Annotated in this window: 22 protein-coding genes; 12 read left to right on the forward strand and 10 right to left on the reverse strand. The window is 47.9% G+C overall.

Features of this window, described 5'->3' with window-relative positions; all coding sequences use genetic code 11:
• Positions 1-138 precede the first annotated feature (138 nt).
• On the forward strand, positions 139-696 hold the full coding sequence (locus AC6R0L_RS03755; protein ID WP_500628271.1) for a PhnA domain-containing protein: 558 nt from the start codon (positions 139-141) through the stop codon (positions 694-696).
• A gap of 65 nt (positions 697-761) precedes the next feature.
• On the opposite strand, the gene AC6R0L_RS03760 is transcribed toward AC6R0L_RS03755, so the two are convergent.
• Positions 762-953 carry a hypothetical protein gene (locus AC6R0L_RS03760; protein ID WP_487901509.1) on the reverse strand — a complete coding sequence of 64 codons (192 nt, stop codon included), beginning with the start codon at positions 951-953 and terminating at the stop codon, positions 762-764.
• Positions 954-1,669: 716 nt separating this feature from the next.
• Complete coding sequence (locus tag AC6R0L_RS03765) at positions 1,670-3,391, reverse strand: bifunctional metallophosphatase/5'-nucleotidase (RefSeq protein WP_500628272.1); 1,722 nt, start codon at positions 3,389-3,391, stop codon at positions 1,670-1,672.
• Between the two features lie 219 nt (positions 3,392-3,610).
• Here AC6R0L_RS03765 and AC6R0L_RS03770 point away from each other — a divergent pair, with 219 nt between their 5' ends.
• The gene (locus AC6R0L_RS03770) at positions 3,611-5,245 is read left to right on the forward strand and encodes an ATP-dependent endonuclease (protein WP_487901511.1); all 1,635 of its coding nucleotides are present in this window, start codon (positions 3,611-3,613) and stop codon (positions 5,243-5,245) included.
• 133 nt (positions 5,246-5,378) lie between these two features.
• On the opposite strand, the gene AC6R0L_RS03775 is transcribed toward AC6R0L_RS03770, so the two are convergent.
• The 3 genes from AC6R0L_RS03775 to AC6R0L_RS03785 all read right to left on the reverse strand — a co-directional run bounded on the left by AC6R0L_RS03775 (position 5,379) and on the right by AC6R0L_RS03785 (position 8,199).
• On the reverse strand, positions 5,379-5,876 hold the full coding sequence (locus AC6R0L_RS03775) for a DUF1097 domain-containing protein (protein ID WP_500628273.1): 498 nt from the start codon (positions 5,874-5,876) through the stop codon (positions 5,379-5,381).
• A gap of 220 nt (positions 5,877-6,096) precedes the next feature.
• Complete coding sequence (locus AC6R0L_RS03780) at positions 6,097-7,626, reverse strand: hypothetical protein (protein ID WP_500628274.1); 1,530 nt, start codon at positions 7,624-7,626, stop codon at positions 6,097-6,099.
• Between the two features lie 24 nt (positions 7,627-7,650).
• On the reverse strand, positions 7,651-8,199 hold the full coding sequence (locus tag AC6R0L_RS03785; protein WP_500628275.1) for a CBS domain-containing protein: 549 nt from the start codon (positions 8,197-8,199) through the stop codon (positions 7,651-7,653).
• Between the two features lie 457 nt (positions 8,200-8,656).
• Between AC6R0L_RS03785 and AC6R0L_RS03790 the strand changes: the two genes are divergently transcribed.
• A complete protein-coding gene (locus AC6R0L_RS03790) occupies positions 8,657-9,556 on the forward strand; it encodes a LysR substrate-binding domain-containing protein (RefSeq protein ID WP_487901515.1) in 900 nt (299 codons plus the stop codon).
• A 244-nt stretch (positions 9,557-9,800) separates the two neighbouring features.
• Positions 9,801-11,261, forward strand: coding sequence for a formate transporter FocA (focA, locus tag AC6R0L_RS03795; protein ID WP_500628276.1), 1,461 nt, complete (start codon positions 9,801-9,803; stop codon positions 11,259-11,261).
• Between the two features lie 58 nt (positions 11,262-11,319).
• On the opposite strand, the gene AC6R0L_RS03800 is transcribed toward focA, so the two are convergent.
• From AC6R0L_RS03800 to AC6R0L_RS03810, 3 genes are all read right to left on the reverse strand, one after another.
• The gene (locus AC6R0L_RS03800; protein ID WP_334551855.1) at positions 11,320-11,889 is read right to left on the reverse strand and encodes a YceI family protein; all 570 of its coding nucleotides are present in this window, start codon (positions 11,887-11,889) and stop codon (positions 11,320-11,322) included.
• Positions 11,886-12,443, reverse strand: coding sequence for a cytochrome b (locus tag AC6R0L_RS03805; RefSeq protein WP_500628277.1), 558 nt, complete (start codon positions 12,441-12,443; stop codon positions 11,886-11,888). The genes AC6R0L_RS03800 and AC6R0L_RS03805 overlap by 4 nt, the downstream gene beginning before the upstream one ends.
• A gap of 163 nt (positions 12,444-12,606) precedes the next feature.
• A complete protein-coding gene (locus AC6R0L_RS03810) occupies positions 12,607-12,855 on the reverse strand; it encodes a DUF2164 domain-containing protein (protein WP_334551853.1) in 249 nt (82 codons plus the stop codon).
• A 101-nt stretch (positions 12,856-12,956) separates the two neighbouring features.
• Here AC6R0L_RS03810 and AC6R0L_RS03815 point away from each other — a divergent pair, with 101 nt between their 5' ends.
• The 3 genes from AC6R0L_RS03815 to AC6R0L_RS03825 all read left to right on the forward strand — a co-directional run bounded on the left by AC6R0L_RS03815 (position 12,957) and on the right by AC6R0L_RS03825 (position 15,441).
• The gene (locus AC6R0L_RS03815) at positions 12,957-13,592 is read left to right on the forward strand and encodes a hypothetical protein (protein WP_334551852.1); all 636 of its coding nucleotides are present in this window, start codon (positions 12,957-12,959) and stop codon (positions 13,590-13,592) included.
• An 84-nt stretch (positions 13,593-13,676) separates the two neighbouring features.
• Complete coding sequence (locus tag AC6R0L_RS03820; RefSeq protein ID WP_500628278.1) at positions 13,677-14,465, forward strand: lipase family protein; 789 nt, start codon at positions 13,677-13,679, stop codon at positions 14,463-14,465.
• Between the two features lie 190 nt (positions 14,466-14,655).
• Positions 14,656-15,441 (forward strand): EAL domain-containing protein, encoded by a 786-nt coding sequence (locus AC6R0L_RS03825; RefSeq protein WP_500628279.1) that lies wholly within the window; start codon positions 14,656-14,658, stop codon positions 15,439-15,441.
• Between the two features lie 6 nt (positions 15,442-15,447).
• Here AC6R0L_RS03825 and AC6R0L_RS03830 read toward each other — a convergent pair whose 3' ends face one another.
• Both AC6R0L_RS03830 and narQ read right to left on the reverse strand, forming a co-directional pair.
• Positions 15,448-16,080, reverse strand: a complete 633-nt coding sequence (locus AC6R0L_RS03830; protein ID WP_500627160.1) for a response regulator — start codon at positions 16,078-16,080, stop codon at positions 15,448-15,450.
• Positions 16,067-17,800: a nitrate/nitrite two-component system sensor histidine kinase NarQ gene (narQ, locus tag AC6R0L_RS03835; protein WP_500628280.1), complete on the reverse strand. Its 1,734-nt coding sequence runs from the start codon at positions 17,798-17,800 to the stop codon at positions 16,067-16,069. The genes AC6R0L_RS03830 and narQ overlap by 14 nt, the downstream gene beginning before the upstream one ends.
• Positions 17,801-18,047: 247 nt before the next feature.
• Here narQ and napF point away from each other — a divergent pair, with 247 nt between their 5' ends.
• The 5 genes from napF (at position 18,048) to AC6R0L_RS03860 (ending at position 22,464) form a co-directional block, all read left to right on the forward strand.
• Positions 18,048-18,518, forward strand: a complete 471-nt coding sequence (napF, locus tag AC6R0L_RS03840; RefSeq protein ID WP_500628398.1) for a ferredoxin-type protein NapF — start codon at positions 18,048-18,050, stop codon at positions 18,516-18,518.
• Between the two features lie 20 nt (positions 18,519-18,538).
• Positions 18,539-18,847 (forward strand): chaperone NapD, encoded by a 309-nt coding sequence (locus AC6R0L_RS03845; RefSeq protein ID WP_500628281.1) that lies wholly within the window; start codon positions 18,539-18,541, stop codon positions 18,845-18,847.
• Positions 18,844-21,333 (forward strand): periplasmic nitrate reductase subunit alpha, encoded by a 2,490-nt coding sequence (gene napA, locus AC6R0L_RS03850; protein WP_500628282.1) that lies wholly within the window; start codon positions 18,844-18,846, stop codon positions 21,331-21,333. Before AC6R0L_RS03845 ends, napA begins: the two co-directional genes overlap by 4 nt.
• Positions 21,334-21,404: 71 nt before the next feature.
• Positions 21,405-21,860, forward strand: a complete 456-nt coding sequence (locus AC6R0L_RS03855) for a nitrate reductase cytochrome c-type subunit (protein WP_334551844.1) — start codon at positions 21,405-21,407, stop codon at positions 21,858-21,860.
• A gap of 25 nt (positions 21,861-21,885) precedes the next feature.
• Complete coding sequence (locus AC6R0L_RS03860; protein WP_500628283.1) at positions 21,886-22,464, forward strand: NapC/NirT family cytochrome c; 579 nt, start codon at positions 21,886-21,888, stop codon at positions 22,462-22,464.
• Positions 22,465-22,471: the final 7 nt, after the last annotated feature.

The following is a 22,471-nucleotide window of genomic DNA, read 5'->3' on the forward strand; positions in this document are numbered from 1 at the left end:
AATACGTCAGGTAAAGCTTATCTGTGACGCTGTCACTCAATATATATCAATTGAACGATCGTTCATGCCCTTTATTTTTACCCGATAGTGTGCATAATAAGCCGCCTAGATTAAACACCCATCAAATGTGAGTCCTTTATGTCTTCAGAAGCTACTATGCTAGAACGTTGTGAATCTAAGTGTGAATTGTGCGCCAGTGACGCACCATTGACGGCTTATGCAGTGCCGCCTCACAGCCACGTGACCGTTGATCATGCGATTATGGTTTGCGACAAGTGTCTATCAGAAATTGATAAGCCAAAAGACATTAACCACTGGCGCTGCCTCAATGACAGCATGTGGAGTCAGGTTCCACCTGTGCAAGTGACAGCTTGGCGTCAGTTAACGCGCCTCAACAGCGAGAGCTGGGCACAAGACGCGCTAGACATGATGTACATGGAAGAAGATCAGAAAACGTGGGCGATGCAAGGTATGTCTGCTGATGACAAACCTCTTGATTGCAATGGCGTTGAGCTAAAGAAAGGTGACGACGTAACGGTAATCAAAGACCTTCCCGTAAAAGGCACCAACCAAGTCATTAAGCAAGGTACAGTTATCCGTGGTATCAGCATTGGTGACGATCCTAAGCTTGTTTCTGGTAAAGCAAACGGCGGTCAGTCGATGTACGTGATTGCTGAATTTACTCGTAAGAAGTAATGAGCGGTTAAGAAAGCAAAACGCCAGCTCGACGTGAGCTGGCGTTTTCGTATTACCGTTTGGTGTTAACGGTAGAGACCGATATCCTTTTGCATGTGACCTGACAGCTGATCCGCATAATACGCGCGTGGCTGGCTGTTGTCGGTAAATAGAATATCGAGTAAGTGAGCAATCAATCCTTTGAAAGAAACCGCGTAGGTTTTTTTGTCCATAGAGATAGTTGGGTTTAGTGTGCCCATTTGCATTGCTTGTGCCATGATTGCCTCTCTATAAATCTGTACGTTTTGTTGGGCTAATAATAGACAAACTTATGTTGGCCAAAAAATGACAAAATTTCCCTATTCAAATTAGATTTTCTAATAAAACAAGTCGTTAACAGAACAAAAAACGGATTATGCGTCAAAGGGGTTAAAAAGTGCGTAGAGTTCTCGTTAATGTGCATAGTTTTTCTACAGACATTTCTTCTCTCTTGCGTTGTTTACAAAACATTTACATCTGGTCACGTATGATTTTCGGCATTAACTTGTTGATACCCATATTGTCGTCGTTTCGTTGCTGCTGATGTGGCGTTTTTACCGTCTTGATCGCTGTGTGAGCACTAGGTAGCGTCATTTACCACAAGATTGATAGAAATTTGCAGGTAAGAACCATAAATTATCGAATTGTTTGGCTTAAAGCCATAACAATTGCTAATGTTTATTTTCCGCAGCGTTGGTATGAGGAATCCTCAAAAATGAAAAGAGCGCACGGTGAATGTACGCTCTTATATGTTTAATGGGATCATCATGTCGGTGAGTATCGCTTTCAAATCGTGCCCATTGGTACGAAATACACCAATGCCGACCAAACGCTTATCCAACTGATCACCACGACGACATCAATCCAGTCTTTACGCCACATAATGTCTTACCTTTGAGTTCGCTTATCGTAAACCGTTTCGGTCTCTCTGCTGACATTAATGGCTTAGCATACTCTATGCCAAATTGGATTTTGATGTCCCTACGTGCTTGGCATTGAGGGTGTCGGGGCAGTCTTGAAGCATTTCGATAAAGCAATCGGCCATCGACATGGGGGTCACCACTCCCTCGCCAGCCATGTTCAAGATGGCGTCGTAGCCTTCTTTCCCTTTCATGGTGTAAGCCGATGATGTGCCCACATAGGTTTGATTTTGTTCAACTTTCACCCATTGGTTGCCTGAGCTTCTCACCTCTAGCCGCGTGATTCGTTCACCGATGGGTGACGATTCATTGTAGGTAAAGCGCAAGTTGTACGTGTATGGGTAAGAACCATCCCCTGTCCCTTCAACTCCATTGCTGATCGCGTTGTTGATGGCGCCTTCTATCACGCGATAAAGATGCTGCCCCTCTATCTCATATACGCCAATAGGGACGGCAAAGGGCAAAAGTTTGCCAGCAATGTCTGCCACACTCACTTGACCAATATTGAGTGAGTTTCTCACTCCTCCGGCATTGTGAATGGCAAAATCCACTGTCATACCGCGCTTGCGCATCGAATGGACAAAAGAGCGTGCGACGAGAGGCGCGAGTTCGCTCGGCCCTTGCGTATCAGGGATCCTCACATGGCGAAGATAGCGACCCGCATCCGCAATGTATGTGTTTTGTAGGCTGCGGACATGACAGCTGTATTGGCGCTCTAAAAGTTGATAGACCGTGGGATCTTTTTTGCAGACCACCGCTTGAGGATACGCATCAATAAAATGTCTCGCGGCTTGATAACGGCTTTCTGTATGCGCCTGACTTCGCGAAGCATCAATAAACAGTTGGCGGCCCAGTAATAGCTCATTGGTTCCGTTAAATGCGATCACCTGGCCCTGGTCATCAAACTCAATGTCACAATGACCCATGCTCAGTGCGTGATAGCCTGCTTGCACAACATAGGTATTGTTGACCTTCACTCCGTATTCGTCGTCTTTCGCAAGTCCGAGCGCCGAGAAGTCGCCTTGCAGGCGATGGCTGTGGCCGCCAATCACCAAGCCAATCCCATCGACATGATTGGCGATATCCAAGTCCGCGTCGTAGCCCATATGGCTAAGCAAAATAATATTTCGGATCCCCGCTTGATGGATGGCAGCCACGGTGGCCCGCGCGGTTTCAATGGTGGAGACAAACGGCGTATCAAAATCTGGATTAGAGATGTCTTCCATCTTATCCAACGCTAGGGAGAAAATCGCCACTTTACTCTGCCCGACCGTTTTCTCTATCCAACCAGCCGTACGTGTTGGGGATTGATAGGCGATAACCTTTGGGTTATCGGATAGGCGTGTGGGTTTGTCTTGGCTCTCTTGGCTCAGATCCCAGTTGCCTGCAAGCAGTGGAAACTCGATTCGCTGGGCAAACTGCGCGACGGGTAAGTTGCCCATATCGAGCTCATGATTGCCTAACGCCATGGCATCTATGCCTAGCGCATTGAGCATGGTGGCGTTTGCTTCCCCTTTAAACAGCGAAAAGTAAAGTGTGCCTTGAAAGCAATCTCCTGCGTGGAGGAAGAGGAAGGCATCACCGGCCTGTTGCGCCTCGTCTCTAAGCTGTTTTGCGCGAGTGGCGATGCGAGCAAAGCCCCCGGCGCTGACGTAAGGTGTGAGTGTGTCACCTTCCACGTTCAATGTGAGCTGTAACGAGGAGGGTTCAAAATAGGAATGGGTATCGTTAATGTGCGCTATACGTAATTTTGTCATGTTATAGTTTTTATCTGTCTTCTCTACTCTCTTTTCCCGTCATCCTAACGCAATCGGTATGACAGATTCATTATATTTCACACTTTTATTGAACATGCCATTTGATATACATCACTCAGTGTGACTTGTGCATAATTGCCTGTTTGTGAGGTAAATATCTGCTAAACCACACTTTTTCGATTATGCTTAAACTGTCTATAGCCAAAACGGAGTGACTCTATGAGATTAGAGCGAATCGAAATTTCTGGCTTTCGCGGTATCCGCCGCTTATCTATCGCATTTGATGAACTCACCACGCTGATTGGCGAAAACACCTGGGGTAAATCGTCACTGCTCGACGCACTGAGCGTTGCCTTGCCGTCTGAAGGCACACCGTATCAATTTGAAATGACGGACTTTCATGTTGATTACTCCATTGCTCATCCGCAAACCCAACACTTACAAATCGTGCTCAGCCTTATCGCGACGGATAAAAATGAAGTTCGCTCCGGGCGCTATCGAAAAATCAAACCGATCTGGATCACCGACGAGGAAGGTGTACAAAGGATTATTTACCGTTTAAGTGCTTCACGCGACGGGCATTCCATCTCGACCCGCTATGCTTTTCTCAACGATCAAGGGGATCCTTTGCCGTTACACCACTCAGAGAAGCTTGCTCAGGAGTTGATGTCACTTCACCCCGTGATTCGGTTAAAAGACTCCCGCCGATTTGAACGCCCTTTCAGCAACGGTAACGGCGTCAATGAACGATCAGAGAAACGCATTGATAACACTTGCCGCCGTTTGATGGCTATCCCTGGCCATGTCAACAAAGGCGAAATGCGCAGTAGCCTCAACTCGATGAACGTGTTGGTCGATCACTATTTCTCCTTTAAATCCAGCAGTCGTAAGAATCCGCGGAAGCAGCGTGACGGCATCTTCTTTAATGCTCCAAGCAGCAACAAGAGCATTACGCAGGTCGTCGCGGAAACGCACAACAAGCAGACGCGTTTACTGTTTATGACACTCCTCAACGCCTATTTACAGGCTAAAGGGCCAAACAAACTTCGTCGCTGCGCACGTCCTTTGCTGATCATTGAAGATCCCGAAGGTCGTTTACACCCCACCCACCTAGCTCGGGCGTGGGGGCTGTTGCAGTTGCTGCCAATGCAAAAGATTCTCACCACCAACAGTGGAGAGTTACTTGGTCAAGTGCCAATGCGCAGCCTGCGACGTCTAGTGCGACAATCCGATAAAACCATCACCTACTACTTGCCAGAACAACGTTTTAGCCGCGATGAGCTTCGACGGATTGGTTTCCACATTCGCTTTCACCGATCCGGAGCGCTGTTTGCGCGTTGTTGGTTGTTGGTGGAGGGAGAAACGGAAGTATGGCTGTTTAATGAGCTGGCCAATCAATGCGGCTATAACCTCGCCGCAGAGGGCGTGCAAATCATCGAGTTTGCGCAATCGGGGCTGAAATCTCTGATCAAAGTCGCTAAAGCCTTTGGTATCGATTGGCATGTGGTGACCGATGGCGATGCAGCTGGCAAAAAGTACGCGGCGGCGGTAAAAGCGCAATTGGGGCATGACCAGCAAAGACATCGTCTCACCGAGCTGCCCGATCGAGACATCGAACACTATCTTTACAACAACGGTTTTGAATCCTTCTTCAAGGAAAAAATCAAGGTGCCTTTGGATCATCCTATTCCCGCGAAAAAGGTGGTCGCGAGGGTGCTGAAGAAATACGCCAAACCCGACTTAGCACTCGCACTGGTCCACCATTGTGAAGAGCAAGGCGTCGAGTGCATTCCAATACTGCTTAGATGGACATTAAAGCGTGTGATTACCATGGCGAACGGCAACACGCCTTAAAGTTTTATATTGGTGTGACCAACAAACGAAAAAACGGCATATCATAAAGAGATGCCGTTGTATCACAAGGCTCACTCATTCAGGTTGAGAGTGCGAAGAAGATACTCAATCGGGGGGAAGTAGTAATAACGCACTACTGGCTCACAGCTTGGCCGCTTCTCGCTGACGCGGATTTGCCATTGGATTGAGACTTTTGTTGTAACCATAGGCCAGACGCTTTCATCGCATAACCAAACACGCCGCCCAACATCAGGGATGGAACAACCAGTTGCCAATCACCATTTGCGGCAAACGTCGCGCACGAACCGATGAATGTACCAGGGATATAAGCTAGCCAGGACTGTTTCGCTTGAATACACATGAAAAAAGCGACAATCGCAGTAATGACATAGCCAAGTATTTCTAGCGAAGCAAACTGGCTAGCGTGAATGATCACCATTGCCCAAAACACACCGCTTAGGTTGGTGATTAAGCTTTGTGCTAAGCCTTTTAAGCCTGAAGTCGGAGAAGCAAAGTAACTGGTGCAGCCTAGAAATCCTGCCCAGGTCAGCAAACCGAGTGAGATGGCAATCCAGCCCCACAGGCCGGAAAGTAAGCCGGTGGTCAGCGATATCGCGAGTAATGTCGTCATAATGCCTCACAGAGAAAATCGATAGCGTTAGAAATTGCCGCCATCATATCGCTATGCTTAACCTTATTAAGTTACATTGATCACACTATTGCGCAACAAAAATTCATTCGTTACATTAATTAGTGACGCAATCGATATTTAAACAGATTTAGTAAACAGAAAGCAAAAATGGCCAAACGTAATGCTTGGCCATTTTTTGTATCGACAAATGACGTGGGGGCTAGATCAACATAGTCGAGTAAACCACACCAGCAAGTCCCAAGGTGGCTAACACGCCAACCACTTTTTCTGTCATCACACCCTCACGTTCCGCCGCTTTGCCGAACATACCGAAGACGAGTGGATGGACTAAGAAAGTCATCGCGAAAGTGAAGGTGATCAAGCTGGCCGCCGCACTACCAAACATGCCCTCTTGCACCGCAGCAAATAGGCCAAAGTGAGATAAGCCTGAAGACGCTGCCATTGATGCATGCTCCAACGACATTCCCGCCAAACTCAGGAGGGTAAAGCTGCCGAAGACTGCCATAATTTGCCAACCCAGGGAAAAGAGCATCAACCCTTTCACCTCTTTGGCCTCGCTACCAGCGGCATTGCGTAGGTTTTTCAGTGCAAAGAAAACAAATGCTCCCCCCACTAAAATCAGTGGCAATGTCCATTGTACGAGCAGTGAACCATTCTCAGCACTCGCCGCAAGAATCGTAAACACAAAGATATGACCTGCAAACGGAATGTTGATCATGATAGGCGCTCGTGATGCCGCAGTGCGACCGAAATCGCCTGCCGTACATGCGCCCGTTAGCCCTGAGTGAGACAAACCGCCTGCCATACCCGGCGCCAAGTTTCTGAGATGGTTAGCACGACCAACAAAGATTAACAGCGCCAAACCTCCAAACATCCAGAAGACTTGTCCTGCAAAACCGTAAACGATCACGCTCGATAGACCCGGAATTGCGAACGCTTCAAGCATGTGCGAACCGCCGACCAAGAAGCTCCCTGCCAATACAAGTGGAATACCAGCGAACAACAGTGAGTTCATGGTTGGCCCTAACTTCCACTTTGGCAGCATAGCGCCAAGGCCCGATGACAAAATCATCGCAAAGAAAATCTGAGGTAGACCGATGTAGGCTTGCACGATATTAGACAGCATCAACGAAAACTTCAGTACCAGTACAATCGCAACGGCTTCCACCACCCCTTTGCGAATGTAAGACTGTTTACAGGCGAAAATCGCTTTGCTATCCACTAAGATGAACGCGATCGCCAGGCTGATGTAAGCCAACAGCAAGTAAGAATCGCCCAATTGGTAATGGCTCGCGCGCCCAGACAGCAGCGCGTCCGCCATATCGATACCGAGCAATAATAGAAACGCACGCACAATAAACATGAACTGAGTGGTGTTCGTTCCCAGCACCATCTCTTTGTTCGATGGCGTGAAATAACTGTCGTCCGACATATCGTGGTTTGACAACAGGCGCTTAATCTCTTGTCCTCCAACGAAGAAAGAGGCAATCAAAGCGATGACGGTGGTTTGACTCATCATCACGACCACAGGAAAATCGGTTAATCCCGGTTGAGCCATACCACTTTGAACCAACAAGGATCCAAGGCCTAAACCAAACACGACGATCACCAACAGTGAAGAGTACTTAGTACCCGCAACAATTGTGCGCGCCACCAGTACCATGATCGAAAGCGCGACAAACGCCAACACGTAATGATTAAACGCCGCTAGATGGGAAAACTGTTCCATTATAACTCCAACTATAAACTCGAATTAAGCGACACTGGTGTCTGCTTGAGGGGTGCTGACAGGCGACGTCGCCGTTGGCGCTTCTTTAAATAAGGTACGCAGTGCACGCAGCACTTCTGTACGAGAAACCACACCAACATATTTGCCTTCATTAAGGACCGGCAGAATTTGTGGGCGATTCACCTTGATGCTTTTGACGCGCTCTTCCAAAGAGAGTGTGCTCAAACGTGTCGCGATACCCATCGCGGTTGTTGGATAAATCTGGTCTTTATCAAGCGCGAGAAACTCCATCACATCAGTGAGGCGCTCTTCAAAACCAATCGTGACCACATCGGTTTTCATCAATTGGCCAATCGTTACTTGAGTGTCGGGGATGTAATCTTGACACCACATTTCCGTCATCACGTCATGCGCAGAAAAGAAGCCAACTAAATTACCTTGCTCATCGCAAACGGCGGCACCGTTAGTGTTGTGTTGTAAAAACTGGTCGATTGCCGCGTAAAGAGGCGTATCTTGACGTAATACTGGTGCGTTCGAATTGACAATGTCGCTTACGGTTAACAATGCACTCATAACATTCTCCTAAAAATAGCGGTCGGCATCCCATGCCAATCCATCAAAGATTCAATAACTCAGCAGCCCATACCTCACTGCTGGACGCCATGTTACAAAGCGCACTTGTATTAGTAAATTTGATTTTATTTATTTTTAGATTCAATTTTATTGATGCAAAATAAAATTGAGGCTTTTCGTTATAGAAAGAGAGAGGCCATCAATCGGATTGATAGAGTGTTTCAGAATGACGAAGCCACAACGATCATCAATGAGAGCTTGATCTCGAAGCGTTGGACTAACACTTTGATAGTATAGTATTCAGGAGCTGAGATACTGACTATGACAGAGCGGGAATAAATTGAAAAATTGATTTATTTTCATTTCTGAATCAGATTTTCTGATATACAATCTTAGCCAATTTTGAGCGACTTCACCTCAATTATGCTTTGCCTGAATAGAAAGAAGAGGAGAAACGGTGCGGTATTCTTTGAAACAACTCGCGGTATTTGATGCCGTGGCCGAACTGGGTAGCGTTAGCCAAGCCGCTGATAAACTGGCCATTACCCAATCCGCTGCCAGTATGTCCTTAAGCCAGCTAGAAAAGCTCCTCGGCAGAGAGCTGTTTATTCGTCAGGGTAAATATATGCGCCTTAGCCACTGGGGCAACTGGCTAAGACCGAGAGCGAAAAGGCTCCTGCAGGATGCAGAACAGATCGAAATTGGTTTCTATGACCAACATTTGTTCAGTGGCAATATCAATATTGGTGCTAGCCAAACTCCCGCGGAACACCTCGTCCCCGAGCTAATCAGTACCATTGATAATGATTTTCCAGAAATCCGTACCGCTTTGGATGTCAAAAGTACCAATCAGGTCATTCAAGGCGTACTCGATTATAAATATGACCTCGGCATTATCGAAGGTCGATGTGACGACAACCGCACGCATCAAGAAGAGTGGTTCCGAGATCACCTCGTTGTGATCAGTTCAGCGCATCACCCATACGCCAAAAACGAACGCGTCAGTTTGGCGCAATTAGAGCAAGCCCAATGGGTGCTGCGTGAAGGCGGCGCCGGTACTCGTTCTGTATTTGAAGGGGCGATGTTACCGTTGATCCCAGACCTTGACGTATGGCGTGAATACGCGCACATTCCGGTCATTCGTCGGCTTGTCGCCAATGGTAAATACCTGTCATGTCTCCCCTACCTCGATGTCGCGCCCTATATTGAACGCGGTGAACTTGCCGCGCTGAACGTACCGGAGCTGAAAATGAATCGAGCGATTTCATTTATCTGGCGCGCAGACATGGAAGATCATCCTTTGTTGGATTGTATTAAGCGCGAAGCACATCGGATGATTAAAAACCACAAATTCTGAGCTCCAACAACCAGCGCAAAGCCCTCTTTTGGAGGGTTTTGTTTTACCCCTTCTCTCTATCAATGTTTCTGATACTCTTTTCGCCCCCTCCCTTAATCGCTATTTTATTTATCTATATCAATTTAATTGATGGTAATTAAAACATTAATCAATTTTATCTTTACTGAATCTTTGCCTACCCTACAATGAATCCACAAGGACAATAGGATGCATAGTCTGCATTGAAAGGAGTTTGGGGGGAGCGATGACACAAACACACAACGAGAAGGTCTCTTTTTCACCCGCCGAAATGATGGCGGAAGCGGAAAAGTTTGCTTTCAGTAAAGCCAACAAAACCAGCACGATGACACTGAGCCTCGCGATCATGGCTGGTGCATTTATCGGTTTAGCGTTCGTCTTCTATATTACGGTCACTACCGATAATGCGGGAGCCGGATGGGGATTGAGTCGCTTAGTCGGCGGCTTGGCATTCAGTATGGGACTAATTTTGATCGTCATTTGTGGCGGCGAACTCTTTACCAGCTCGGTGTTGTCGAGCATTTCTTGGGCGAACGGACAAATCAGTGTCACCAAGATGCTGTCGATTTGGGGTAAGGTCTACCTGGGTAACTTTATTGGTGCCTCACTGCTGCTGATTATTGTGTTTTTTGCAGGCTTGTACGGCTTAGATCATGGCCAGTGGGGACTAAATGCGCTGAACATCGCGCAGCATAAACTGCATCACACGCCCGTTCAGGCCTTTGCACTGGGCGTATTGTGTAATCTTCTGGTGTGTTTGGCCATCTGGTTAACCTTTAGCAGCGCCAATACCATGACCAAAGCGGCCATGACGGTAATGCCGGTGGCGATGTTTGTGTCCAGCGGCTTTGAGCACTGTGTGGCTAATATGTTTATGGTGCCACTTGGTATCGCCATCCACAGCTTTGCCCCAGAGCCTTTTTGGTCGCAAATTAGTGTGCCTGCTTCGCAGTTTAACGACTTAACGGTCGGCCATTTCATCACAGCTAACCTAATCCCAGTCACCCTCGGCAACATCGTGGGTGGCGCGGTGTTGGTCGGTTTAGCGAACTGGTCTATTTATCGTCGGCCTCAGCTTAAAGCGGCGGACAGTCAGGCGATCACTCAACCCGAAAAGATCAGCGCCCACACCCTTTATCGCGGCGAAGACACCGTAACCATCGGGACAATTATGGACACGCATCCGGTTCAGTTCGTTGCGAACACTCCGACCGGCAAAGCCATTGATACGCTACTTGAGCAGCACATCGACGGCGCACCTGTCGTCAATACACAAAATGAATTGATCGGATTCTTTTCAATTCACGACGCCATGATTGAGATGTGGAGCCATCCACACCATACTCACATGGAACAAAGCGTCGTGATGGTGATGAATGATGAGATCAGCGCGGTGTCGGCAAGCGATACCTTGCTTGATGTATTGGAGTATTTTTGCCTGGACAAAGCGGCGTTGTTTCCGACATCGAGCATGGGTTATGCAACGCAACTTAACCCTGGGTCACTGACCGCACGCGCAAAGCATTCGCCCCCCAATCGCCCATCAGTCTTGCCGGTACTGGCTGATGGACGTCTTGTTGGCGTGGTGACCCGAGCACAAGTTCTACGTGCTTTACAACACACCACTAAACTTGCGTCAAAATCACCCTACGAGACTGATGCGCAAGACGAAAAGCGTCTTGCATAAATCATAGAAACAATAAAGCCCTCCGATTGGAGGGCTAAGTCATTCTATCTAGAGATGATTACTTCTTAACGCCTTCGACATGCAGTTCCATATCGACGTAGCTTGATGCGCCCATCACCGCGATATCAAAATCAGCAAGCTCTAGTCGTGTTGTACCCACGAATCCTGCGCGCTCACCACCCCATGGGTCTTGGCCTGCGCCGACAAACTCAGCGTCGATAGTAATCGGTTTAGTCACACCATGTAGGTTCAAGTCGCCCTTCACTTCTAGCATGCCGTCCCCTTTATCGACAACACTGGTGCTCGTAAAGGTTGCGGTCGAGAATTTTGAAGCATCAATGAAATCAGCGCTACGAATGTGTTTATCACGTTCCGCGTGATTTGAGTCGAGGCTGCGAGTGTCCACATTCACGGTCACTTTCGACGCTTCAACGTTGCTAGGATCGTAAGAGAACTCGCCATCAAAGGTGTTAAAACGACCCTTAATGAAGCTGTATCCTAAATGGCTAACTTTAAAGTTGACCGATGCGTGTGCACCTTTGGTGTCAATTACGTAATCCGCCGCGCTTGCGCCTAATGGCAGTACCATTGCCATAGCTAGTCCGGTAGCAAGTAACGTCTTTTTCATTTTGAAGCTCCTATCATTTTGCGTAGCGTGTTGTCTTTGTTAATAAAGTGGTGTTTTAGTGCTGCCAGTGCATGCACAGCGGCTAATAAGATTAACGCCCAAGCAGCGTAAAAGTGTATTTGCCCTGCGGTATCGGCTTGACCTTCAAAGAAAGCGCCCATACCAGGCACGGTGAACCAACCGAAGACTTCGATACCTCGCCCATCTTCCGTTGAAATAAGATATCCCGACACAAACAACGTCAGAAGTAGTGTGTACATGGCTAGGTGCGCCAACTTTGCGCCGAGGATTTCAATCTTTGCGCCTTCGATCTTTGGTGACGCTGTCACATTCTTCCAGGCAAATCGGAATAGAGTGACAAGGGCTAATAAAATACCCACTGATTTGTGCCAATGCGGTGCGGTTTTGTACCATTCACTGTAGTAGCTCAAATCAACCATCCACAGCCCTACCGCAAACATGCCAATCACAACCAGTGCCGACACCCAGTGGATGGCGCGCGCGACGCCGTTGTAGTTCTTTACCCTATGCGGATGATTTTGGCTGCTGTTCATTTGTATACTTCCAACTTTGGTTGACGCTCAAGCAAAAAAGTTATGGTTGAGCACGTTTTTATAATCAATTGCGTTATGAATGATTATCGGACAGGTTCGCAAACTTGGAAATGTCGTCACATTGATGAAGTCATTCAAAAAATTTGAAGGAACTTATCCCTAGTTACTTTGGCTCCCACTGTTCTAGCTCGTATATTTCATCCGCAACATCCATCACTTTACGCTCAAACACGGCTTGGGCATCACTTAACCCCTTGTTATAAAAGGTGGCAGAAAACTGTTTAATCACAAAGTCGGTGAGAAATTCGGCATCGAATTGGCCAATTTCTACCTCCAACTCATCATGTAAATAGTCTTGGAGTGACTGCGCCATCGCGTGTTTTTGTTGTGATGTAAATTCAATCTTAGACATAAACCCCTCATTTCCCCTGAATTTTAGCCAATTAAATGTAACTTAATTTAAAAGTGGCGTGTTACTCTAATTTGGCGAGTTTGAGTAATGGAGAACCCACCTTGCTACTGGATGTGCTAATTCAAAGCGTGAACGAGTTTCAAGCCGACTGTATGGCCCTATGTGAAAAGCACTACCCGACCATTCATAATAAAGGCATGAGTGAGCACCATTTAGGCTTGGCGTTTGCGCGGCGTCTCTCTCGCACACTCACCGAGTTTGGTCACGCGTGTGATTACACTGCCCAAGAATGCCTGACCCACAAAGAGATGCCTCACCACTATCGAGTGAGCTCTGAACTAGGCACAGTTTGGATTATGACGTCTCACCTAGTCAGCGCAGGTTCTACCCACCGAAAGAAGTTGTTTAAGTCCATCGCCCTATGGCACGCCGAATACAGTTACGCTATTCAACCCAACGACCTTGTGCTGCTGCTGTCTGACCATTGGATCACGCGCAGCAAACAGAGCCGCGAGTTGTTACACTGGTGGACGGGGCAACTGCCTGACCAGTTAGACGACTACCGTATTCAAGGGGTAAGCTTATATGAGAGCGACTCACAATTAGCAGCGACACTAGAAGAGCAATTTGGCATGAGTCCTTACTACGTTAAGTTCACCCATCCACTGCGTCGCTCAACGGATCAGCAACTGGTGCGAAAGTATTTGCATTTATATTCAGTTATTCAACTTAGTTAGTCCCTTTCCCGCTCCACCACTGTCACAGAAGCGTCACTCTGCGCGCGCATACTAAAGCGATCCCCTCACTGATTTAATGACTCGATGAAGAAACTGAAGCGTTATCAGTATGAACGCTACGCGGTGCTGTGTAATCTTGCTTATCAACGCGTCCTAAAACAGACACGCTATGGCTTTGCCCCAAACGGCCAGCGCGTTATTCACAACCGTTTTGGTAAACCTATGATTCGTGTGCTGTGGAGCCACGATAAAGACGAAGTCATTGTGGTGATCAAAGGCTCCCACAATGTTTGGGATTGGCTACTTAACCTTAAACTTTGGCACAAAAGCTGCGCGCCTTTCCAATTACCCTATGCGATTCACGCCGGCTACTTCGACTTACTCAATCAAGAAAGCACGCCAAGTCATAAGAGCGACACTCTAGGTATGAGTGTGTTCGACAAACTGCTCACGATACTCGTGCCATTGATAGAACAGGGCAAACGAATCACGGTAACGGGGCACTCATCCGGCGGCGCTATCGGCTTAGTCATTGCTGACCGTCTTGAGCGTTGTCATCCTAAGGTTATCAAACGAATCGTAACCTTTGGTCAGCCATCGGTCGGTGGTTATCGATTTTATCGACACTACTTGCTCGCGCATAAAACCTACCGCGTCTGCTGCGATCTCGACATCGTCACCTTCCTGCCCCCTGTTCCTTTCTACTATATTCACGTTGGAAAAATGCTGTGGCTCTACAATGGTCGTATTTACGAAAACACACCAAATTGGTTACGCTTTGGTCGCAGTGTTGTCTCCTGGCTTATCCGTCCGTTTTCCTATCATTTGATGTCTAAATACATACGCAATAAAGATTTTTTTGATGAGCGTTGATGAGACCTCTATCTTAAAATGGATATTTATTCATTTCTAAAACAAAGAAAACTTGGCGCAACTTTGATAATGCTTGTATCTTTATTGAGACAAAAGGTTGGCTTCCAACGTGCGACAAAATCAGTACTTTCGAGTATGCTTAGTCGTTTGATTGTATCGCCATGTGGTATTTTTGAGGTAAGGCGTTTTTATGATTCTGTCCACCCGAGAGCAGTTTACTCAATGTCTCGAACAGCGAGAAGATGGCCAGTACATTGCGCACTATAAGTCTTTGACACTTTCTAGTGTCTTCCAGCCGATTTACACCAAACACACCAGCATGGTTGGTTTAGAGGCACTGCTGCGCATCACCCGCAAAGACGGCAGTTCCGTACGACCCGATCTGTTTTTTTCCTCAGACAACATCCCGTTGGATGACAAAGTGAATGTTGAACGCCTGAGTCGCGTGATTCATATTCGAAACTTCGCTCAATCAAAATTTCGTGACCGCAAATTGTTCCTCAACATCCTTCCAGTCGTTGGCGATGCAATGGCGGTAATTGATATGACGGAAAGCCTGCTGGCCACACGGATAAAAGAGCTCGGGCTCTCACTGGATCAGATCGTGATTGAAGTGGTTGAGCATGAACATGCCAACGAAGACTTACTGAAAACCGCGATGAAGAAGCTTAGTGATATTGGATTTCATATTGCGGTGGATGATTATGGTGTGGAGGCCTCCAATCGTGCCAGGGTGGAAACGCTCAGTCCTGATATCGTCAAAATGGATCGCTCATTGATGCTCGACTACATGCAAGGCAATCAAGTCGCGATGATTTCAGGTATCGAATTGGCAAAAACGTTGGGCTGTCAAGTAGTGATCGAGGGCATCGAGACTCAAGAACAACTCGATGCCATGCGCGCCTTAGATCTCAATATGTATCAAGGCTATTTTCTCTCTATGCCTGACAGCGTGTTGAAGCTAAAGTATTCCTAGTCGCACTTACTTAATGTCACCATAACGTTCCAAATACAAGATGGTGGCGGCGGTACGCGACGGAACTCGCAGCTTTTTCAGCAAACTTTTCATGTGCACCTTGACCGTCGATTCGGAAATAAACAGCGTATCTGCAATCTGTTTGTTGCGAAATCCTTTGGCGACCTCTTTGAGAATCTGACGCTCTCGATCGGTCAGTTCATCAAACACATCGGTCGTGTGTTCTCGCTTGAGCAGGTATTTCGCCACTTCTCGGCTGTAAGCCTTGTTACCACGAATGGATTGTTTGAGCAGCGACACCAACTCATCGGGCTCGGTATCTTTGAGCAAATAGCCATCGGCTCCGGCTCGAATGATCGCTTCGATGTCTGCTGGGCTGTCTGAGACTGTCAAAATAACGATAGTGGCGTCACAGTCATCGGCGCGCAGTGCGTTCAGGGTGTCGAGCCCCGACATCCCTTTCATATTTAAATCCAGCAAGATCAAATCTGGCTTCAGCTCGTGATTTTTTGCCACCGCTTCCGTCCCATTGCTGGCTTCGGCGATAACATCAAATTCTGGCTCAAAACTCAGTAGCTGCTGAATCCCTCTTCTCATTAGAGGGTGATCATCCACCAGCAAAACTCTACATTGTGACACTGCTTGTTTCCTTATTTCTTGGGTACGTGAGGATGACGCGACACCCCTGCTCTTGTTTGCTTTCAATGACCAAGGTGCCGTTTAACCGGGACGCTCGCTCTTGCATAATACTCATGCCGTAGTGGTTGAGCTTTTCGTTGGCCTGTTCAAACCCGATGCCATCGTCAGAGACCGACACCACAACGTTATTGTCGGTCTCAAGGCAGGCGATATCGATTTGCGTCGCTTTGGCGTGCTTGATCGCATTTAGGGTCGCTTCACGGATCAATTGCAGTAAGTGAACCTGATCACTGGCATCAAGCTCTACAGAGGAGAGCTGATTATCGACCTCTATCCGGATTGACGATTGATCGGCCAATTGCTCCGTCATCTCTTTTAGTGCTTGGCCAAAACTGCCTTCTTTGATCGTCAGTCGAAACGTGGTCAGCAATTCGCGTAATTGGGTATAGGCGGCGGATAGCCCGCCGTCGAGATCCTTCATTACGCTCTGAGTGTGCGGCGATGCTTCGCCGGGAGGCAAAGCCGATAAACCCCGCTTGAGTAACGAGACTTGAATTTTTAAATAGGATAAAGACTGAGCAAGCGAGTCATGCAGTTCACGGGCGATCGTCGCCCGTTCTTCCATCAAAAGCAGTTGCTCCGCTTGTTTCTGTGCTTGGTTGTAATACACCGCGCGCGAGAGGATTTGGACGAAGTTATCGATCAAGGCTTGATCCGGGCAAGGCAGTGATGTTTTCCAATACAATATACCTAACGCTTCCCCATCTAAGGCCAACGGTTTGCTTTGGCAATCACTGTCGCAGCTGAGGCAAACGTCGCCTTTGGTCAATACGAGCGGTCGCTCACCGTCACTAAAGATTTCCATTTTGACCGCCACAATCCCCTCAAGAGAGACGATATGTTGCAGTATCGCCTCGAAGTTTTCCTGCGTGATCCTTGAAGCGGTCAGCTCTTGCGATGAATTGTACAACACTTGCAGTGAGTCGTTGGCATGCTGGAGCTTAAGCGTCTTTTCATTAACGGCTTGCTCTAATCCTCGATAGAAATTACCTAAATCGCTGGCCATGCTATTGAATGTACGTGTCAAAACGCCAAGTTCATTCTCACTTGAAACATCCAGCTTCACATCAAACGAGCGTGATTGAATCTGTTCGCTGGCCAACATCATTGCGTTCAGCGGTTTCACGATTTGCTTTCTGGAGTAATGAATAACAAACAGCCCCACACACAAGATACCACCGAGCCCTGCACCACCCACCCAGGCCAAGCGAATCATTTTTTGTTCAGAGAAGTGTTGCAGCTTGAACACAAAGGCATCGATCTGATTCACAAAGCCCGCAACCATGGTTAAATATTGGTGTCGGTCTTCGCTCTGAAGCACGGCTTTCAACTCATGCCAACGCATGATCAACCGATAGTAATCGTGAGTAATGTCATCAGGAACGCCCCAGCCTTGTAACGCCTTCATCGAAGGGGAGTAGATAGAGCGTTCAAACATCTCGATGTGCTGAAGATAGTCTTGAGATTGCGATTGGATATCGTGAGCCAGTCGATAGCTCTGCATACGCATTGAGCCAGACACGTTCACTGCCTCAGCATCATTGAGGCTAGACGCTAATGTGATGATCGCATAACTGGTCGTCACGACCGACAGGGCTAATATTAAGCCCATGGCTTTCGCTATCGTTTGAGTGACGGATTTTTTTACCCTTCTTGGCATGCATTCACCACGTTATTACTCACCTACTCCCCATCACACCAAGTCATCATATTCACGCTTTCGGCTAAATATGTGATCAAACCAAACCAAATTTATTGATCTAAAACAACAACATAATCTGATTACCCCCAAAGGGTTATTTATACAAATATGTCAAAAACTACAATTTATGTGTGTGTTAATGACAAGTTATTAATAGGAAATGTGAGCTACGCTCACATAAATGCAGTTCACAACGGATAGCAACGTGGTCGATTTCAGTAAACGCCGTCTTTTTTCTCGCCAAGCAGACAATACGATTCGCCTGCCTTGGGTTGCGGATACACAAAGCTTTACCGATTTGTGTACCCGATGTGGAGAGTGCGCCCGCGTCTGTGACACGCAGATCATTGTCAGCGGTGACGGAGGATTTCCTACTGTCGACTTCTCTATCGACGAATGCACATTCTGTTATCGATGTGCAGACGTTTGTCAGGAACCGATTTTTTTACCTGAGGCTGATACGCCTTGGCATGTAAAGGCAAGCATCAATGAAACGTGTTTAGCCAAACAAAATGTGGAGTGCCGGAGTTGTGGTGAGTTGTGTGACCCGATGGCCATTCAATTCAAATTGGAGGTAGGCAAAGTCGCCCAGCCTCACATAAGCCACGATAAGTGCAGCGGCTGTGGTGCCTGTGTTGCCGTTTGCCCTTCGTCATCCATCAATGTGAGCAATTGATTATAAAAATGGACAACAACATGTCACTGAATGAAGTGCATATATCAAGCTTGGTGGTTCACGCCACGCCTAGCCACCTTAACGAGGTCAAGGAGTCGATCAGTGCACTGCCCAACGCAGAAATTTATGCAGACAGCCCTGAGGGCAAGCTGGTGGTGGTGCTCGAAACTCAAAACCAAGGGTTTATCACCGATACCATCGACGAAATCAACAACCTACCTAACGTCTTAAGTACTGTGTTGGTCTACCACCAGATAGAAACGGACCTAGGCGACGACGTGATAACTAACACTGGAAAAGAACATTCCCAATTCGAGGGTGAAGTATGAAGATGACAAGACGAGCGTTTGTAAAAGCAAACGCAGCAGCCTCTGCCGCCGCGGTAGCCGGCATCAGTCTACCTGCCACAGCGACCAACCTGATCGCCAGTTCAGAGCAATCGGCGATTACCTGGGACAAAGCGCCTTGTCGCTTCTGCGGGACCGGGTGTTCTGTGTTGGTTGGTACACAAAACGGCAAAGTGGTCGCCACGCAGGGTGACCCTGAAGCGCCGGTAAACAAAGGTTTGAATTGTATCAAAGGCTACTTCCTCTCAAAGATCATGTACGGTCAAGACCGTCTCACTCAGCCTTTGTTGCGCATGAAAGACGGCAAGTACGACAAAAACGGTGACTTTACCCAGGTGTCTTGGGATGTTGCCTTTGATACCATGGCCGACAAATGGAAAGAAGCACTGAAAAAACAAGGCCCATCGGGTGTAGGTATGTTTGGGTCTGGTCAGTGGACCGTAATGGAAGGTTACGCCGCCGCCAAGATGATGAAAGCTGGGCTTCGCTCAAACAACATCGATCCTAATGCGCGTCACTGTATGGCTTCCGCCGTGGTTGGCTTTATGCGCACGTTTGGCATCGACGAGCCCATGGGTTGTTACGACGATTTCGAGCACGCAGATTCATTCGTGCTTTGGGGCTCAAACATGGCTGAGATGCACCCTGTCTTGTGGACTCGCATCACTGACCGTCGCCTCAGCCATCCCCATGTTAAGGTAAATGTGCTATCTACTTACTATCACCGCTCGTTCGAGTTGGCCGATACTGGGTACATCTTCCAACCACAGACCGATTTGGCCATTGCCAACTTTATTGCCAATTACATTATCGAAAACGACGCCGTCAATTGGGATTTCGTCAACAAACACACCACATTCAAGCAAGCTACCACAGACATTGGCTATGGTCTGCGTGACGATAACCCGCTTCAACAAGCTGCGGCCAACCCAAACAGCGGCGATATGTCGGGCATCTCTTTTGATGAATATAAGCAATCCGTGGCGCCTTACACTGCGGCCAAAGCGTCAGAAATGTCGGGCGTATCTGAAGAAGATTTGATCACTCTAGCGAAACAATACGCGGATCCGAACACTAAAGTGATGTCACTTTGGACGATGGGGATGAACCAGCATACCCGCGGCGTATGGATGAACAGCTTGATTTACAACATCCACCTTCTCACGGGTAAAATCTCAACTCCAGGCAACAGCCCATTCTCTCTGACAGGGCAACCTTCTGCGTGTGGTACCGCTCGTGAGGTCGGCACTTTTGCCCACCGTCTACCCGCTGATATGGTGGTCGCGAATCCAAAACACCGCGCGATTGCAGAAAAAATCTGGAACATTCCTGATGGTGTCATTCCGCCTAAACCGGGTTTCCACGCCGTCCTGCAAGACCGCATGCTCAAAGACGGTAAGCTCAACGCTTACTGGGTGATGTGCAACAACAATATGCAAGCAGGTCCGAATATTAACGGTGAGCGTTTACCGGGCTATCGTAACCCTGAAAACTTTATCGTCTGTTCTGACCCTTACCCAACGGCCACTGCGCAAGCGGCAGATTTGATTCTACCGACAGCGATGTGGATCGAAAAAGAAGGCGCCTACGGTAACGCAGAGCGTCGTACACAGGCTTGGTATCAACAAGTCAGTACGGTTGGCGAAGCGAAATCTGACCTTTGGCAAATTATGGAGTTCTCTAAACGCTTCAAGATGGAAGAAGTGTGGACAGAAGAGATGCTCACCAAAGCCCCTCAGTATCGCGGCAAAACCATGTATGACATGCTGTTCGCCAATGGCGTGATTAACAAATACCCAATCGAGGAAGCGCGCGAACTCAACGACGATGCGCACCACTTCGGTTACTACGTACAAAAAGGCATTTTTGAAGAGTACGCCTCATTTGGACGCGGTAAAGCACACGATCTTGCGCCGTATGAAGTGTATCACCAAACACGTGGTCTTCGTTGGCCAGTCGTTGACGGTAAAGAGACCCTTTGGCGTTACAAAGAAGGCTCAGATCCATATGCCAAAGCCGGTAGCGGTTGGGACTTCTACGGCAAGCCTGACGGAAAAGCGTTTATTATTTCCGCCCCATACGAAGCGCCACCAGAAGTGCCAGATTCCGAGTTCGATTTATGGCTCTGCACCGGTCGTGTACTCGAGCATTGGCACACCGGCACCATGACACGCCGTGTCCCTGAACTCTATAAAGCCGTGCCGGACGCCGTCTGCTACATGCATCCAGAGGACGCCAAAGCACGAGGCATTCGCCGAGGTGACGAGGTGAACATTGCCAACAAACGTGGTGAAGTGCGCGTGCGTGTTGAAACACGCGGACGTAACCGTCCACCGCAAGGATTGGTGTTCGTCCCCTTCTTTGATGCGCGCATCTTGATCAACAAATTGATCCTTGATGCCACGGATCCACTGTCTAAACAGACCGACTTTAAGAAGTGTCCAGTGAAGATCACCAAAGTTGCGTAATGTCGAGATTAGGTTGCCCACGTTTGGGCAACCTAAGCGAAGAATGTAGCCAGAAGGCGGAGAACAAAAACATGAAAAAATTCTTAGTTGCACTTTTCTCGGTAGGTGCAGTGTTGAGCAGCGCTGTGTTTGCCAATTTGGACAACCCAGGCGGTATCGGTGGCTTGGAGTCGCTGCGCGGTAACACCAATCTCGAAGAGACCAGACCTGCGGACGCATTTAAAGATTTTCCGAAAGATCAAATTGTTGAAGATAGCTTTGTCTATCAGCCACCGTTGATTCCTCACAGTATTCGTAACTATGAGGTGTCGTTAAACGCCAATAAATGTTTGGCTTGCCACAGCTGGAAAAACGCCAAACAATCAGGCGCGACAAAAATTAGTGTCACCCACTATGTGAATCGCCAAGACGCGGTGCTCGCAGACGTGTCGCCAAGACGTTACTTCTGTCTGCAATGCCACGTCCCGCAAACAGATGCGAAACCATTGGTTGAGAATGAGTTCCAATCTGTTGATTCTCTTAAGTAAGAAACGCGAGTAAGCGAGGTTAACTATGAAATTACTGAAAGCGTTTTGGAAGCGGTTCACGTCCCCTAGTAAAGCGGCGGTAGGCGTTGTGCTGTTTATGGGCTTTGCGGGTGGTTTGTTGTTCTGGGGGGCATTTAACACCGGGATGGAAGCGACCAACAGCGAAGAGTTTTGTTCAGGCTGTCATGCGCCGATTGTAGCGGAAATCAAAGAGACGATTCACTACTCGAACCGTTCTGGTGTGAGAGCAATCTGTTCTGACTGTCATGTACCTCACGAATGGACAGACAAGATTGTCCGTAAAGTTCAGGCGTCTAAAGAGCTGTTTGCGCACTATGTCTTGCGAACCATAGATACACAAGAAAAGTTTGAGCAGCGTCGCGGTCATCTTGCTGAGCGAGAATGGGCACGTATGCAGAAAAACGATTCGCTCGAGTGTCGTAACTGTCATGAATTCGAGTTTATGGATTTTTCTGAGCAAGGTTCACGCGGTGCCCAGCAGCACTCAACGGCCCTCGCCTCAGGTGAAAAGACCTGTGTTGACTGTCACAAAGGGATCGCCCACCGCCTGCCTAACATGCAAGGCGTTGAAGGTTGGCAATAAGGAGAGA

This window comes from Vibrio sp. R15-SG3-ISO1A, assembly GCF_059833955.1.

What these genes read in the sequence shown, in the direction of transcription:
- AC6R0L_RS03755 (WP_500628271.1), top strand. Translation starts at nt 139, where the DNA reads ATGTCTTCAGAAGCTACTATGCTAGAACGTTGTGAATCTAAGTGTGAA.
- AC6R0L_RS03760 (WP_487901509.1), bottom strand. Translation starts at nt 953, where the DNA reads ATGGCACAAGCAATGCAAATGGGCACACTAAACCCAACTATCTCTATG.
- AC6R0L_RS03765 (WP_500628272.1), bottom strand. Translation starts at nt 3,391, where the DNA reads ATGACAAAATTACGTATAGCGCACATTAACGATACCCATTCCTATTTT.
- AC6R0L_RS03770 (WP_487901511.1), top strand. Translation starts at nt 3,611, where the DNA reads ATGAGATTAGAGCGAATCGAAATTTCTGGCTTTCGCGGTATCCGCCGC.
- AC6R0L_RS03775 (WP_500628273.1), bottom strand. Translation starts at nt 5,876, where the DNA reads ATGACGACATTACTCGCGATATCGCTGACCACCGGCTTACTTTCCGGC.
- AC6R0L_RS03780 (WP_500628274.1), bottom strand. Translation starts at nt 7,626, where the DNA reads ATGGAACAGTTTTCCCATCTAGCGGCGTTTAATCATTACGTGTTGGCG.
- AC6R0L_RS03785 (WP_500628275.1), bottom strand. Translation starts at nt 8,199, where the DNA reads ATGAGTGCATTGTTAACCGTAAGCGACATTGTCAATTCGAACGCACCA.
- focA (WP_500628276.1), top strand. Translation starts at nt 9,801, where the DNA reads ATGACACAAACACACAACGAGAAGGTCTCTTTTTCACCCGCCGAAATG.
- AC6R0L_RS03800 (WP_334551855.1), bottom strand. Translation starts at nt 11,889, where the DNA reads ATGAAAAAGACGTTACTTGCTACCGGACTAGCTATGGCAATGGTACTG.
- AC6R0L_RS03805 (WP_500628277.1), bottom strand. Translation starts at nt 12,443, where the DNA reads ATGAACAGCAGCCAAAATCATCCGCATAGGGTAAAGAACTACAACGGC.
- AC6R0L_RS03810 (WP_334551853.1), bottom strand. Translation starts at nt 12,855, where the DNA reads ATGTCTAAGATTGAATTTACATCACAACAAAAACACGCGATGGCGCAG.
- AC6R0L_RS03820 (WP_500628278.1), top strand. Translation starts at nt 13,677, where the DNA reads ATGAAGAAACTGAAGCGTTATCAGTATGAACGCTACGCGGTGCTGTGT.
- AC6R0L_RS03825 (WP_500628279.1), top strand. Translation starts at nt 14,656, where the DNA reads ATGATTCTGTCCACCCGAGAGCAGTTTACTCAATGTCTCGAACAGCGA.
- narQ (WP_500628280.1), bottom strand. Translation starts at nt 17,800, where the DNA reads ATGCCAAGAAGGGTAAAAAAATCCGTCACTCAAACGATAGCGAAAGCC.
- AC6R0L_RS03845 (WP_500628281.1), top strand. Translation starts at nt 18,539, where the DNA reads ATGTCACTGAATGAAGTGCATATATCAAGCTTGGTGGTTCACGCCACG.
- napA (WP_500628282.1), top strand. Translation starts at nt 18,844, where the DNA reads ATGAAGATGACAAGACGAGCGTTTGTAAAAGCAAACGCAGCAGCCTCT.
- AC6R0L_RS03855 (WP_334551844.1), top strand. Translation starts at nt 21,405, where the DNA reads ATGAAAAAATTCTTAGTTGCACTTTTCTCGGTAGGTGCAGTGTTGAGC.
- AC6R0L_RS03860 (WP_500628283.1), top strand. Translation starts at nt 21,886, where the DNA reads ATGAAATTACTGAAAGCGTTTTGGAAGCGGTTCACGTCCCCTAGTAAA.